This is a genomic window from Maridesulfovibrio frigidus DSM 17176 (assembly GCF_000711735.1).
In the GTDB taxonomy this organism is placed as follows: Bacteria; Desulfobacterota; Desulfovibrionia; order Desulfovibrionales; family Desulfovibrionaceae; genus Maridesulfovibrio; species Maridesulfovibrio frigidus.
This window is the reverse complement of the sequence record NZ_JONL01000008.1, coordinates 140,075-153,655: the sequence shown is the minus strand read 5'-3', so window position 1 is coordinate 153,655 and position 13,581 is coordinate 140,075. Positions and strand designations below refer to the sequence as shown.

General features: G+C 44.3%; 12 protein-coding genes. 4 read left to right on the top strand and 8 right to left on the bottom strand.

The features are described from left to right. Nucleotides 1–40 precede the first annotated feature (40 nt). Complete coding sequence (gene eno, locus BR06_RS0115580) at nucleotides 41–1,333, bottom strand: phosphopyruvate hydratase (RefSeq protein ID WP_031484710.1); 1,293 nt, start codon at nucleotides 1,331–1,333, stop codon at nucleotides 41–43. 43 nt (nucleotides 1,334–1,376) lie between these two features. After that, nucleotides 1,377–2,162 (bottom strand): type III pantothenate kinase, encoded by a 786-nt coding sequence (locus tag BR06_RS0115575; RefSeq protein ID WP_031484709.1) that lies wholly within the window; start codon nucleotides 2,160–2,162, stop codon nucleotides 1,377–1,379. 431 nt (nucleotides 2,163–2,593) lie between these two features. Here BR06_RS0115575 and BR06_RS0115570 point away from each other — a divergent pair, with 431 nt between their 5' ends. The 4 genes from BR06_RS0115570 to BR06_RS0115555 all read left to right on the top strand — a co-directional run bounded on the left by BR06_RS0115570 (nucleotide 2,594) and on the right by BR06_RS0115555 (nucleotide 6,289). Continuing rightward, nucleotides 2,594–3,226, top strand: coding sequence for a MerR family transcriptional regulator (locus tag BR06_RS0115570; RefSeq protein ID WP_031484707.1), 633 nt, complete (start codon nucleotides 2,594–2,596; stop codon nucleotides 3,224–3,226). A gap of 124 nt (nucleotides 3,227–3,350) precedes the next feature. Continuing rightward, nucleotides 3,351–5,249: a molecular chaperone HtpG gene (gene htpG, locus BR06_RS0115565; protein ID WP_031484704.1), complete on the top strand. Its 1,899-nt coding sequence runs from the start codon at nucleotides 3,351–3,353 to the stop codon at nucleotides 5,247–5,249. A 224-nt stretch (nucleotides 5,250–5,473) separates the two neighbouring features. Then, entirely contained in the window at nucleotides 5,474–5,833 is a 360-nt protein-coding gene (locus tag BR06_RS0115560; RefSeq protein ID WP_031484702.1) for an Hpt domain-containing protein, read from the top strand. A 90-nt stretch (nucleotides 5,834–5,923) separates the two neighbouring features. Beyond that, on the top strand, nucleotides 5,924–6,289 hold the full coding sequence (locus tag BR06_RS0115555; protein WP_031484700.1) for a response regulator: 366 nt from the start codon (nucleotides 5,924–5,926) through the stop codon (nucleotides 6,287–6,289). A 25-nt stretch (nucleotides 6,290–6,314) separates the two neighbouring features. Here BR06_RS0115555 and BR06_RS0115550 read toward each other — a convergent pair whose 3' ends face one another. The 6 genes from BR06_RS0115550 to BR06_RS0115525 all read right to left on the bottom strand — a co-directional run bounded on the left by BR06_RS0115550 (nucleotide 6,315) and on the right by BR06_RS0115525 (nucleotide 13,566). After that, complete coding sequence (locus tag BR06_RS0115550; RefSeq protein WP_031484698.1) at nucleotides 6,315–6,941, bottom strand: LysE family translocator; 627 nt, start codon at nucleotides 6,939–6,941, stop codon at nucleotides 6,315–6,317. Nucleotides 6,942–7,076: 135 nt separating this feature from the next. Further along, nucleotides 7,077–7,574 carry a 5-(carboxyamino)imidazole ribonucleotide mutase gene (purE, locus tag BR06_RS0115545; RefSeq protein WP_031484696.1) on the bottom strand — a complete coding sequence of 166 codons (498 nt, stop codon included), beginning with the start codon at nucleotides 7,572–7,574 and terminating at the stop codon, nucleotides 7,077–7,079. After that, nucleotides 7,574–8,842, bottom strand: a complete 1,269-nt coding sequence (gene purD, locus BR06_RS0115540; protein ID WP_031484694.1) for a phosphoribosylamine--glycine ligase — start codon at nucleotides 8,840–8,842, stop codon at nucleotides 7,574–7,576. Before purD ends, purE begins: the two co-directional genes overlap by 1 nt. Before the next feature lie 139 nt (nucleotides 8,843–8,981). Beyond that, the gene (locus tag BR06_RS0115535) at nucleotides 8,982–10,658 is read right to left on the bottom strand and encodes a methyl-accepting chemotaxis protein (protein ID WP_031484693.1); all 1,677 of its coding nucleotides are present in this window, start codon (nucleotides 10,656–10,658) and stop codon (nucleotides 8,982–8,984) included. Between the two features lie 23 nt (nucleotides 10,659–10,681). Next, nucleotides 10,682–13,228 (bottom strand): [protein-PII] uridylyltransferase family protein, encoded by a 2,547-nt coding sequence (locus BR06_RS0115530; protein WP_031484692.1) that lies wholly within the window; start codon nucleotides 13,226–13,228, stop codon nucleotides 10,682–10,684. Continuing rightward, nucleotides 13,228–13,566: a P-II family nitrogen regulator gene (locus BR06_RS0115525; protein ID WP_031484691.1), complete on the bottom strand. Its 339-nt coding sequence runs from the start codon at nucleotides 13,564–13,566 to the stop codon at nucleotides 13,228–13,230. The genes BR06_RS0115530 and BR06_RS0115525 overlap by 1 nt, the downstream gene beginning before the upstream one ends. Nucleotides 13,567–13,581 lie beyond the last annotated feature (15 nt).

Sequence of the window (13,581 nt, the reverse complement as noted above, 5' to 3'; positions counted from 1 at the left end):
CGCTCCGGCCCCGTGAATAATCTATAAACAGCAGCTCGTCTTAGCTTTCTGGGAAGAATGCTTCGCGAAGAGCTGGTCCGAAGTAAATGCCTTCGTCTTCAAGATCTTCTTCGATGCGGAGAAGCTGATTGTACTTAGCAAGTCTGTCACTACGGCACAAAGAACCGGACTTAATCTGTCCAGTGTTTAGACCAACAGCGAGATCAGCAATGAAGTGATCGCTGGTTTCACCAGAACGATGAGAAACAACGGTGGTGTAACCAGCCTGCTTAGCAAGCTCAATGGTATCGAGGGTTTCAGTCACAGTTCCGATCTGATTAAGTTTAATCAGAATGGAGTTACAAACTGCACGCTCGATGCCTTCTGCAAGGATTTCAGGATTAGTAACGAAAACATCGTCACCTACAAGCTGAACGCGCTCACCAAGTACTTCGGTGTGACGCTCCCAGCCTTCCCAGTCGCCTTCTGCAAGTCCATCTTCGATGGAAATAAGCGGGAAGCGATCGCAGAAATCAGAGTAGAATTCAGTAAGTTCATCAGAAGTGAATTCTTTGCCTTCGCCTTTCAGCACGTACTTACCGTCTTTGTAGAATTCGGAAGCAGCAGCGTCAATTGCAAGAGCGATATCACGGCCCGGAGTGTATCCAGCCTTTTCGATTGCTTTAATGATGTATTCAAAAGCTTCAGCGTGGGAATCAAGATCCGGCGCGAATCCACCTTCATCACCGACAGCGGTATTAAGACCGTCTGCAGCGAGAATGGATTTGAGTGCGTGGAAAGTTTCTGCGCCCATGCGAAGAGCTTCTGCGAAAGTTTCAGCGCCGAGAGGCACAATCATGAATTCCTGAATATCGAGATTGTTCGGTGCGTGCTCTCCACCGTTGATGATATTCATCAATGGAACAGGCAGAAGTTTAGCATTTACGCCGCCAAGGTACTGGTAGAGTGGAATCCCTAACAGATTTGCAGCAGCTCTTGCTACAGCCATGGAAACGCCTAGCATTGCATTAGCGCCGAGTCTTTCTTTGTTCTCGGTTCCATCAAGATCAATAAGGAAGTTATCAATGGAAACCTGACGAAGAGCATCCTGTCCAACAAGTGCTTCCGCAATTTCTTCACGAACGTTAGCAACAGCTACCTGTACGCCTTTTCCGCCGTAACGGTTCTCATCTCCATCACGAAGTTCTAACGCTTCGCGAACACCGGTAGATGCACCGGAAGGAACTGCAGCACGGCCAGTTGCGCCAGATTCAAGAACCACTTCAACTTCAATTGTGGGGTTACCTCTGGAATCAAGAATTTCTCTAGCCCAGACAGCTACGATAGTGCTCATGCTTTTCTCCTTAAAAATTGATAAAACTTTCTAGTTGCGCCCATTATTCTTTCACGCCAAACCATGCCATGCGAAGCCCGTCCAAAAGGAGTGTAGGCTCCACGCGGTTAATGGCCCGACAAACTTCAGCGATCTTTGTAGCAAAGCCGCCAGTGGCAATGAGTTCGACCTCACCGCCCAAAGTACCACTTAATCTTTCACTCAGCCCTTCAACCATGGCGGCAAATCCGAAAATAAGCCCCTGATTCAGGCTGTCCGCGGTGCTTTTACCAGGCCGTATGACCGTGGTTTCAAGCTCAAGAGTAATATGTGGAAGCTTTGCTGTGCCAGAGGAAAGCGCCTTTGTAGACGACAATACTCCGGGACAAATCAAGCCACCCATATATGCATTACCAACGACGCAATCAAATGTTGTCGCCGTACCGAAATCAACCACAATCAAATTCTCACTATCACTAATAAGGCGCCCCGAAAAGGCCGTAACAAGCCTATCCGCTCCGACTTCCCATGGCCGCTCATAATGATTTTCGATGCTCAGCTTAATATCATCAGGTGCAAAGCTAAGCTCGCAGGAAAAAAATCTTTTAACGGCAGACTTCAAAATCGGGTTCATAGGCGGCACAACAGAAGAAACGGCACCTCCGATAATCTCGTCCGGAGAATATCCCGCAACTTTACATATTTCTAGAAGCCTAAGCCCCCAGGAGTCAGCAGTCCCACCGGGATCTGTTGGCAAAACGAAAGATGGCCCAATTTCCGAACGTGTCGAAAAACCGATCTTAGTGTTAGTATTTCCAACGTCGAAAAGTAAAATAACTTCATGTTTCAAAAAAGTCTCCGAAATTGAACAAAATTTGTATCACAATGCGGCCTGAGAGCTCTGTTCCAACTGCGCACTTTTAACTTTTTCACCGAAAATGACAACCGGCGTCAAAACAACCGTTGCAGCATTAAGATGTACTAGTCCTTACCACATTCCTGAAAAACTAAAAACATATAGCTGTAACTTTATTGCGACAACTTCATGCACTAGTCACGAGTAGCTTGACTGCGCGTACTTCATTCCAGTGCAGTAATCAATAAGAGATCTCTTAAGACGGTACGTTATAGGCAATTATATCTGCCCATATTGTTCAACTTAAGACTCATGAGAAAGCTTTATTGATAGAGTATATTGACTTGAATACAAATAAAAACTAACTAAAAGGTGTCATTTAAATCATATCCATTTCAATACTACAAGCATTGCGGAGCGCAACTGTGACGGACAAAAAACTTCTCTCCATTGCAGAGATTTCCCGCTTACTAGAAGTCCCGGAATCAACTCTTCATTATTGGAAAAACCGTTTCGCGCAGTACCTTCCAAGTACAGGCCGAAATCGTCAAAAAAGATTTAAGCCAGAAGCGGTAGAAATGTTCTCACTCATAGCAGCAATGCTTAAGCAAGGACACACCACCGAAGATGTGATGGCTGAACTATCTAAAAAATATCCAGTTAATGTCGCAATTGAACAGATTATGCCAGAAGGTTCTGAGCAAGCAGTTCCCATGCAATCCGCAACAGTCGGCATTGAGCCTGCGGTTCAAATTGCCGCAGCAATGGGCGCAGAAATAGCAAAGTCTATTAATGAGGGATTAAAAGGACTATTTGCAAGTCTTCCTCCAGCTTCCATCGGGGTAGACCCGGCCATATCTGAGGAAATCAGGTGCGGCATTGAAAAGACAACTAAAGATTTAAATGAGCAGGGTGAGAACATTCAAACCCTCAAATCAGAGAACACCGAACTCAAAGATAAGCTATCTATAATGGAAGCAGAGCTCGTAAGACTGCGCAAAGATAGACGAGAACTTGAAAAGTACCTTCTTGACAAGCTGAAAGCCGTAACTAAATAGCTTACTAGAAAGCCACAATTACGCCGGAATCACGGCGAAGGCTTCCCCTTTATTCACACCATATATTACCTTCCGGTTGTCACTATGACAGCCGGAGGGAATTTAATTTTTTGGAGAAAAACGAATGACTGAACAGACAGAAAAATTTGAATTTAAGGCTGAAATTAACCAGCTTCTCGACATCCTCGTCCACTCTCTCTACACCAACCGCGAAATTTTCATGAGAGAGCTAGTATCAAACGCTTCTGATGCTCTTGATAAAATGCGTTTTGAAACAACCCGCGATCCTGAACTTGATGACGACATCGAACCGCAGATCAGTATTTCCTACAATGAAGAAGCTAAGACGATCACAATAGCTGACACCGGAATAGGCATGACGAAAGAAGAAGTCATGGCAAATATCGGAACAATCGCACATTCCGGCTCTGCTGAGTTCATCAAGCAGGCAGTTGATTCCAAAGAAAATCTGGACAGCCTCATTGGTCGTTTCGGAGTTGGCTTTTACTCCGCTTACATGGTTTCAGACAAAGTTGTTGTCCGCACAAAATCTTTCAAGAAAGATGCTCCTGCTATTCAGTGGACTTCTGATGGTAAGACCAACTATGAATTGACCATTCTTGATGAAGAAATGGCTCACGGAACTTCCATTGAAGTGTTCCTCAAAGACGACATGGTTGAGCGTTTCGGTTCCGAAGATAAGCTTAAAGGAATCATTTCCAAGCACTCAAATTTCGTTTCTTTCCCAATCATGATTCAGGACGAAAGGGTCAACACCGTAACAGCTCTCTGGCGTGAACCTAAGTTCCAGATCAAACAGGAACAGTACGAAGAATTCTACAAATTCCTCACCTACGATTCACAGCCACCTATCAGCAATCTTCATTTCTCCGTTGATGCTCCGGTTCAGTTCAACAGCCTTCTTTTCGTGCCTGAAAAAGATCTCGATATCTTCGGCATGGATCGCGACAACTGGGGAATCGACCTTTACGTCCGCAGAGTACTCATCGAGCGCCAGAATAAGAATCTGCTCCCTGAATACCTCAGTTTCATCAAAGGTGTCGTAGATACCGAAGACCTACCGCTGAATATTTCCCGTGAGACACTACAGGACAACCTGCTCATCGGTAAAATCCGTTCAACAATGACCAAGCAGGTTCTCGGACAGCTTGAAAAAATCGCAACAGACGATCCAGAAACATACGCAAAATTCTGGAAAGCGCACGCTAAGATTTTCAAAGCAGGTCATCAGGATTTCTTGAACAAAGATAAATACGCAAATCTTCTCCGCTTTGATTCATCCAAAGCTGAAGCCGATACTCTCGTATCATTTGATGATTACATCGAGCGCGTAAAAGAAGACCAGAAAGAAATATACTATGCATTCGTTGCCAGCCGTGAAGCTGCCAACCTAAACCCGCATCTTGAAATCTTCCGCAATAAAGATATCGAAGTTATGTACCTTTACGAACCAATTGATGAGTTCGTCATGGAAGGGCTTCGTGAGCACAAAGAATTCAAGCTTATAGCCGCTGAATATGCTGACCTCGAAAACCTCGATAAGTTTGAATCAGCTAAAAAAGAAAATGAAGCTACTCCGCTAAATGAAGAAGAAACAAAAGACATGGACGCTCTAGCAGCGAAGATGAAAGAAGTACTTGGCGATGAAGTAGCTGAAGTTATCATTTCTGAAAGACTCAGCGACAGCCCATGCCGCCTGATCAGCCCTTCCGGAGGAATGACATCCTCCATGGAAAAGATCATGAAAGTCATGCACAAGGATACTTCAATCCCAACCAAGACTATGGAAATCAATGCTGATCATCCTCTTCTCCGTTCAATGCTGAACATTTTCAAAGTCAACGCAGACGATGAGTTCATTGAACTATCCTCCAGGCAGTTGCTTGAATCAGCACTTCTACTTGAAGGCTACCTGAACGATCCTCACGCGCTTGTAGGCAGAATCCAGAATCTGCTAACGAAAGCGGGCGGATGGTACGCAGAGCTAGAAAAGAAAGACTAGCCTTTACCACACAATCACAAAAAAAGACTCCGTTTGCAAACTAGCAAACGGAGTCTTTTTTATGATATTTATTAAATATGATATTTTTTGCGATTTTCAGCAATCAATGTTAAGCCCAAATAACTACTATACTATTATTTAAAGAGGGATATCGAATAATTGAAGAATGGCAGATCTTACGATCTAAGTTAGTATTGTTTTATTAATAAATAGAGAGGTCTTCAATGAATTTTAAAGACTATGCTGATCGTTTTGAGCTTGATAAAGCATTAGAAAGATTTTGCGGAGACAAAGAACTGCTCTGTGAAGCTATCGCCATATACAAAGAAGAAGCAAAAAAACACCTCGAAAAAATTGAAATGCTCCTTCAAACAGGCGATCTGCAAAAAGCTTCGCTTCATGCCCACACCTTAAAAGGTGAATCTGGAACAGTCGGAGCCGCCGCCGCACAATTTGCAAGTGATAAATTGGAAAAAGCGACTAAAAATAACGAACTAAAGAACTCGCAAGAGCTCTATGAAAAAGTCACTGAAGAAGCAAACTTGGCCTTTAAATTTCTTCCCGAAACAATAGAACAAATTTAATGTAATATTTTTTAGGACCATCTTTCAAGTTGATAGCGAGACCGGAACCTATACTTATTAATTTACAAATGAAGACACAAAGAAGTAGTGATGAAAAAGATTCTTATAATTGATGATGACCCTAAGATGCGGGACCTGCTCAAACACTATTTGAAGAAAGAGCAAGCAACTATTCTATTCGCCCCCGACGGCGAAGAAGGTATACAGTTGTTTGCAGACCATGAGATCGACCTTGTAATATTAGACATTTTCATGCCCAATATGGATGGAATTCAAACCATTATAGAAATAAAGCAGAAAAAAACAGATAGCAAAATTATAGTTATTTCTGGTGGTGGGGAACATACCGGACTTGAATATATTAAACAGGCCAAAGCTCTAGGCGCAAAAGAAGCCCTGGTTAAACCATTCACTAAAGCTGATTTCCTGAAAACTGTTCATGGAATGATGAGCTGACACATCTGATTTAAATTACTTCAAACTACCTGCGCGAACACGCAAGCCCCAGCCCAAGGCCGACAAAAGATGTTCCAAGAACCTTATTCATATACCTGCCGGCAAAAGATTCTTTAATGAGCCCTGTAACCTTCTCTCCGCCAGTTGCATAAATCATCATACAGCCGAACGCTATAAGCGTAAGCAAGCCTAAGAGCATTGCAAAGTGCTGAATCCCAGCATACTGAACGCTGATAAATTGCGGAAAAAGCGCGCTGAAAAAAACAATCGCTTTCGGATTACCAGCAGCAACCCAAAATCCCTGCATGAATAATTTCTGAGAAGAAACAATTTCTCCATTGGCGGATTTTTGAGCGTTAACCTTAAACTCGCCGGAAAAGATCATTTTTATTCCTATCCAGACAAGATAAGCCGCCCCCGTATACTTAACCACCATGAACGCTGTTTCTGAAGCCGCCAAAAGAGCGCCAAGCCCCGCGATGGAAATCACAGCCTGTAAAAAAGAAGCTGCGCTATTTCCAAGGGCAGTCGCCATCGTTTTTTTAGCGCCAAACCTCATACCGTGCGACAAAGCCAGTATCATACTCGGCCCAGGTATTATCGATGCAAGAAAAACTGTGACAACATACATAACCCAAAATTCTAGCGACATAGCTGACCTCTCAGAAAACCCTGTTATATATCTTCCAATGTAATTCCCAACAGATATAAAGAAACCGGGCTTGATAAAAATCAAACCCGGCTTTTATTAACTCTAGGAAAACTGAAACAGTTTGTACTATTTCAACTATGCAGATTCAAGTTCTGCCGCAGCTTTTTCTACAGCATCAACAAATCCCTGTCTGGCTTCGATAATTTTAGCGCCGATCTTATCATCATGTAGAGCTAAAATCTGAGCTGCCATCCATGCAGCATTTTTAGCTCCGACTTTATCAAGAGCAAGAGTTCCAACTGGAAATCCCGGAGGCATCTGAACAGTTGCCAGAAGCGCATCCATTCCACCTAAAGCGGAACCGCAAATAGGCACGCCAAGCACAGGCTTAATAGTTTTAGCAGCAACGGCACCAGCAAGGTGAGCTGCAAGTCCGGCGGCACAGATAAAAATCTGGCAACCTTTAGCTTCTAGATCCTTCACAAGATTAGCAGTCCTTTCAGGAGTGCGATGTGCGGAAGAAACCGTGAAAACATGTGGAATATCTAATTTGGTAAGCAAGTCAGAACAAGGCTGCATTGTGTCCCTGTCTGAAATTGACCCCATAAAAATGGCTACTTTTGCTGCGCTCATTATTTAAGTCCTTTATTTCCGATATCGCGGCGGAAGTACGCGTCCTTAAAGGAAAGTTTTTCTACAGCTTCGTAAGCTTTCGCCTGAGCTATAGAAAGGTCGCTCCCTAGAGCGGTTACGCCCAGTACACGGCCTCCGTTAGTAAGAGTTTTCCCATCCTGATATGTTGTACCAGCTTGGAAAACCTTAACACCTTCAACCTGCTCAGCTTCTTCAAAGCCAGTAATTTCCATGCCCTTTTCGTAAGGACCGGGGTAACCGCCAGCAGCCATAACAACACACATGGTTGTTTCTGACTTAAGCTTAACGTCCACCTCAGAAATTCTACCCTCAACACAGGCAAGCATTATTTCGGCAAGATCACTATCAAGACGCATAAGTAGCGGCTGACATTCAGGATCACCGAAACGCACGTTATATTCTAAAACTGAAGGTCCATCAGGTGTGTACATAAGTCCAGCGTAAAGGATACCTACGAAAGGCTCTCCTCTGTCTGCCAGAAGCTTAAGCACAGGCTTGATACACAGTTCAGCTGTTTCTTCGTATTTTTCGCGAGGCAAAATCGGAGCAGGACTATATGCGCCCATACCACCGGTATTTGGCCCAGTATCTCCTTCACCCACAGCTTTGTGGTCCTGAGCGGAAGGAAGGAGCGCGTAATCTTCACCTGAGCAGAATGCCAAGAAAGAAGCTTCTTCACCTTGAAGCGCTTCTTCAACAACAACTCTTTCTCCGGCAGATCCGAAATCTTTTCTTATCATCATTGATTCGAGGGCTTCGATTGCTTCTTCAACTGTAGAAGCAACTACAACACCCTTACCTGCTGCAAGTCCGTCAGCCTTGATAACAATAGGAGCGCCCTTGCTTTCAACAAAAGTTTTAGCACGTGCAAATTCATCAAAGACCTGAAATGGTGCAGTAGGCACGCCGGAATCACGCATAACCATCTTAGAAAAAGCTTTGCTGCCTTCAAGATTTGCGGAATATGCTCCCGGACCGAAACATGGAATGCCCTCTTTAGACAGAGCTTCCTTTATACCTAAAACAAGAGGTAATTCAGGACCTGCGACAACAAGGTCTATTTTATTTTCTTTAGCAAATTTAACCAGACCGGGTAAATCATCGTCTTTGATCGGAACGTTTGTGCCTTCAAGACGAGTTCCCCCGTTTCCCGGTGCAATAAAAATTTCAGAAACCTTCGGGCTCTGCCCAAGTTTCCAAGATAAAGCGTGTTCCCTTCCACCTGAACCGACTATAAGTACTTTCATGATTTTCCTCTCCACTGATTAAACTAAAGCTGACTTAGATAAATATAGCGATTTTGGCAAGAAAAGCATCACAATCTACAAAAAAACGGAGCAACAAAATTGCAGGAGCAAATGATTTAAAATAAAATCATTCCTGCTGTTATCCGGAAATTCTGACATCTGCGGCAATCACCCCGAGCACATTTCCTTCAGGACTGAGGAAAGGGCCTGACACAGTAATACAATTCTGCCCTGAAGCAGAAGATTGATATACGTCTGAAATATAGAGGGTTTTATCTTCGAGGGGCCCAGTAAACCAAGCACGTCCAGCCCAATTTGACCCACATGAGGAGCTATCCTCTTCATACCCCTGAACCTGTCCGGAAATATTGCTGATGGTCTGAACACCGTGATGATCCGTAATGTACACGAGTTCAAGAAATGAGTGTTCCCGCACATATTTTCTCACGGCCCGTTCCTGCAATTCGCGATCACGAGACTGCACGTCCTTTGATGTGGCAAGTAAACTGATAACTTCCTGTACCTTACCGTTACCGACTAACTGAAACACTCCGATCATATCATCAAGGTCAGAGATACGTCTACCTAGGGCACCTACAGAATCAGATGCTCCGGACATAGCTTCGCCTGTTTCGTCTGAAATAGAATGAACTTCTGTAACGCCTTCCCGCACATCACTGCTAGCCTCGGCCTGCTGAATGGCTTCTTCGGCAATTTTACGAACCCGTACAGAACTCTTTCCGGCAAGAGAAACGATATCAACAAGAGCCTCCCCTGACTGAGTTGCAAGCTGAGAAGCGTCACCCGCCAGACCTGCGATGGTATCAACTCCAGCAATGGTGTCCTCTACATGCTGCTGTATTCTACCTATTTCAGTTCCGACATCACGGGTAGCTTCCATAGTTTTTTCAGCCAAATTACGAACCTCATCCGCCACCACGGCAAATCCGCGCCCCGCATCACCAGCTCGCGCGGCTTCAATTGCAGCGTTCAAGGCAAGAAGATTTGTCTGATCCGCAATATCTGAAATAACATTCATAATATTGCCAATGCCATCAGCCTGCACTCCGAGTCCTGCAACAAGCCCGTTAAGCTCGTTAGAATTTTCAAGAACAGATCCGATGGATTCAATCGTCTTCTTAAGAACAACTTCCCCGGACTGCGCCTGCTCAGCTGCGCTTTCTGCATCATCAGCAGCAGTTTCAGCGCGAGTTGCAGACTGAGCAATGGAAACATCAATCTGCTCCATGGAAGTAACAACCGAAGACAATAACCCCTGCTGCTTTTCCGCCCCGTCCCGAGCGCGCAAGGAGGCATCACCAAGAAGAGTTGACTCGCTGCGGAGTCCCTCAACTGCGGCCTCAAGAGTTTTTGCCGCAGAAAGGAGCCCCTTACAACGGGCCTGCTCCGCATGCGCTCTGGCATCATCGGCCAGGTGATATGCTTTTTCTTTCTTCTCCTTCTGAACACGCACATCATTTTCGGCTGTTTCAAGCTTGGCAGTTAATGACTTAACATGTTCCCCAAGCCCCACAGATTCAGGAAAATTCTTATGAACTTCTGAGAGATCACATTCCAAAGGGCGGCCGCCGTAAACTGACTCCATCCATTGATTTCCGAGTTCGCAATCTTTTGCTCCGCGAAGTGAAATAACAAAATCGACCACCAATATAGTTGCAAGCCCCCCCACGAAAAGTGAAAGCAAAGGAATAGTGCTGCTACCTGCAAAAGGTTCAGGGAGAAAAATAAGAAGCAAACAAATTGCAACAAAGACCAAAGCGTCAACGAGCATATGGATTATCATTCTAGGAAACATCACTAACTCCTTAAAAAACCTTATTAAGAGTCGGAAACAGCAAATTCGAGTGCTCCGACAAGCTCCTTCACATGTTCACGATCTTCAATCTTTCCCCAGCCCGAATTTTCCACATGAAAAACATCAAAAACACTGTTTCCCGTTGTAGAAATTCTCGCCATGCGCAAATCAATATTCATGCGTGAAAAAGTTGTTGCAATATCATAGAGAATTCCGGAACGATCCTGCGTCTTAACTTCAAAAATTGTATAAGATTCACTGGAATCGTTATCGACTGAAATCTGTGTTGAAACCTTTGCAGAGTTTGACTTGGCGAAAAGTGAATTCCTTTTTTTATGCAAACGGTAATCAAGCGAGAGCCTGCCAGTCATGGCGTACATAATGGACCGTTCAACCCGCGCCCATAAATCCTCCGGAATTGATTCGGCGGGAGGAGTTTTAACAGTGAAAATATTCACAGCTGTTCCATCACTCCATGAAAAGATCTCCGCGGACAAAATATTGATTGAGTGAAGAGCGAGCACTCCCGTTTGAGAAGCGAATAAGAAATTCTGATCACGTGAAATAATTACCAGCCTTGTTCGACCATCTTCAATTTCCGCAACATCTACTATATTAAGCCCCTTACCCCCCTTACCACTGGGCTTGCGAATAAGATCCTTTTCATATGCCCCGTTAAACCTACGGACGAGCTGCATGTGCGAAACTATTTCGTCTGGCTCTTCATTTAAAATATACCTGTCCGGCATCGCGCTGAGCATTGTATCAATCAGCTCTTCACCCAGTACATCTGAAGCTAGAGCTTTAACCTTTTCAAGGGTGGTTGCGATTTTCAGAGAACTATCTACTTCAAGCAAATCGCCTTCAGTCAAGACATGGTTCAAGCCGTTATATAGTTCCCTTAGCAGAGATTCACTCCATGAATTCCAGACTCTCGGGCCTGTTGCCATGGAATCGGCCATAGAAAGAATAAAGAGAAGCCGAAGCCTTCTAGGGGTTCCAACCTTGCGCCCAATCTCAAGAAGCGAATCCACATCACTCAAATCAATGCGGCGAGCCGCTTTCACCAGCACCAGATGGGACCGAATCAAAAAAAGGATGTCTTCGTTAAATTCAGATGGAAAATTTGTCTGTGAGAGGATCTTTGCAGTAATTTCTGCGCCCCGCTCACTATGCTCTCTACCGCCTTTTCCTATGTCATGAAAAAAGGCCGCTAAAACCAAAATATCTAGATCCGCATCAGTTAAAAATTTATCATTAAACTTGTCCTCTAAATTGTCAGGCGATTCAAACTCTTCCCTGAAAATATCGCAGCATTTATGAACGGTGAGTAGGGAATGCCTGCCCGGAGGATATTTATGATAACCGTCGTAAGGAACAAGTGCTGCTAATTTTGAAAAGGCAGGAATAAAGGAGCCGATCAATCCGCTATCAAGCATTTCAAGAGATGCTCTCCAGCCGAAAGGTCCCTTAAAAATTTTTACTAAAGAACCTAAGGCATCGCTAATAGAAATATCGGAGATATCATCAAGAGCAGCTACAGCGCGGCGAGTATCACGGGTCAGGGGATCTCCGCTATGAGATTTTATTTCAAAAAGATTTAAAGCAGATTTCAAAGTAACCAGGCCATCTGAACTAATGAAGTTCAGTGAATCGCGAAGGAAAGTTTCCCTATACAATGAATTGCCGAGAGACCTCACGCGAACCATTGCCGCATGCAGTTCATTTAGCAAATCCTGACCGCGCTTTGCTGGAGAATACCCTTTCACGCCGCAAAGTGACGCGACATCGGCAAGCCGCTCAATATCCAAACGGTCCACCTTACGACCTGAGACTAAATGCAACGCGGAGCGTACTCTTATTAAAAGAGCTTCATCTTTAAGCAGATTTTCAAGATCATCATCACTCAGCGGGAAATAGTTCCCCTTAATACTTGCACACCAGTGAACGAACTGAACATCTCTAAGAGTCCCCCATCCATTCTTAAGATCAGGCTCAAGAACAACAGAGTCCATACCGACTCCGATAGCGCTGCGGTTATCCCATATTGTTTTGCAAAATGAATCGCCTGCAGCAGGAATAACCTTCTCTTTAAATTTGACGGCAAGAGTCTCGAAAGGAATTTCACTACCCGCTACAAAACGTAGATCAAGCAATGAACCAAGCACTTTGAAATCGTCTTTCGCAAGTTTAATATTCTGTTGAACACTGCGGACGCCATGGCCAACTTCAAATTTCAAATCCCACAACGGATGAAAAAGAAAAGCCGCCAAATCTTCCAAGTTAAGTTTTTTAGGAGAATCAATCAGTAGCAATACGTCCAAATCAGAAAAAGGAGAGAGCTTTCCTCGCCCATACCCCCCGACGGCAACGACGGAAATACCCGCAAAGCCCGGCAGGAGTCCTTCACCTATAGCCTCCTCCAGCCTTGCTCTAAAATATTCATCTACAAGAAGAGACATGCGCTGGGAAAAGTCTTGCGGCATGCTCTTAGAGCATGCCGCAAGGAGAATTTCACGCCCTGCATGAAGGGATTCAACCGAAGTGAGCGGTCCGGACAAAGATGTCATTAGATTGCTTCAGTTCCCGTTTCACCCGTACGTATACGGACAACTTCTTCAACAGGCGTTACGAATATCTTTCCATCACCGACTTTACCGGTCAGTGCCGAATTACGAACAGCTTCAAGAACTTCAGGTACTCGTTCTGCTTCAACAACTATTTCGATTTTAGTCTTGGCGATAAAATCAACCTGATATTCTGCGCCGCGGTATACTTCTTTATGACCGCCCTGACGCCCGAAACCTTTTACCTCGGTAACTGTCATTCCTTTCAAACCCAAATCAGCGATAGCTTCCTTTACATCATCAATCTTGAAAGGTCTTACGATAACTTCTATTTTCTTCATTATATTATCCTCTTA

Bases quoted from the DNA above. Each gene is read 5' to 3' on its own strand.
- purE (WP_031484696.1), bottom strand. From the start codon at position 7,574: ATGAGCGCAGCAAAAGTAGCCATTTTTATGGGGTCAATTTCAGACAGG.
- BR06_RS0115530 (WP_031484692.1), bottom strand. From the start codon at position 13,228: ATGACATCTTTGTCCGGACCGCTCACTTCGGTTGAATCCCTTCATGCA.
- eno (WP_031484710.1), bottom strand. From the start codon at position 1,333: ATGAGCACTATCGTAGCTGTCTGGGCTAGAGAAATTCTTGATTCCAGA.
- BR06_RS0115535 (WP_031484693.1), bottom strand. From the start codon at position 10,658: ATGTTTCCTAGAATGATAATCCATATGCTCGTTGACGCTTTGGTCTTT.
- BR06_RS0115525 (WP_031484691.1), bottom strand. From the start codon at position 13,566: ATGAAGAAAATAGAAGTTATCGTAAGACCTTTCAAGATTGATGATGTA.
- BR06_RS0115550 (WP_031484698.1), bottom strand. From the start codon at position 6,941: ATGTCGCTAGAATTTTGGGTTATGTATGTTGTCACAGTTTTTCTTGCA.
- htpG (WP_031484704.1), top strand. From the start codon at position 3,351: ATGACTGAACAGACAGAAAAATTTGAATTTAAGGCTGAAATTAACCAG.
- purD (WP_031484694.1), bottom strand. From the start codon at position 8,842: ATGAAAGTACTTATAGTCGGTTCAGGTGGAAGGGAACACGCTTTATCT.
- BR06_RS0115560 (WP_031484702.1), top strand. From the start codon at position 5,474: ATGAATTTTAAAGACTATGCTGATCGTTTTGAGCTTGATAAAGCATTA.
- BR06_RS0115555 (WP_031484700.1), top strand. From the start codon at position 5,924: ATGAAAAAGATTCTTATAATTGATGATGACCCTAAGATGCGGGACCTG.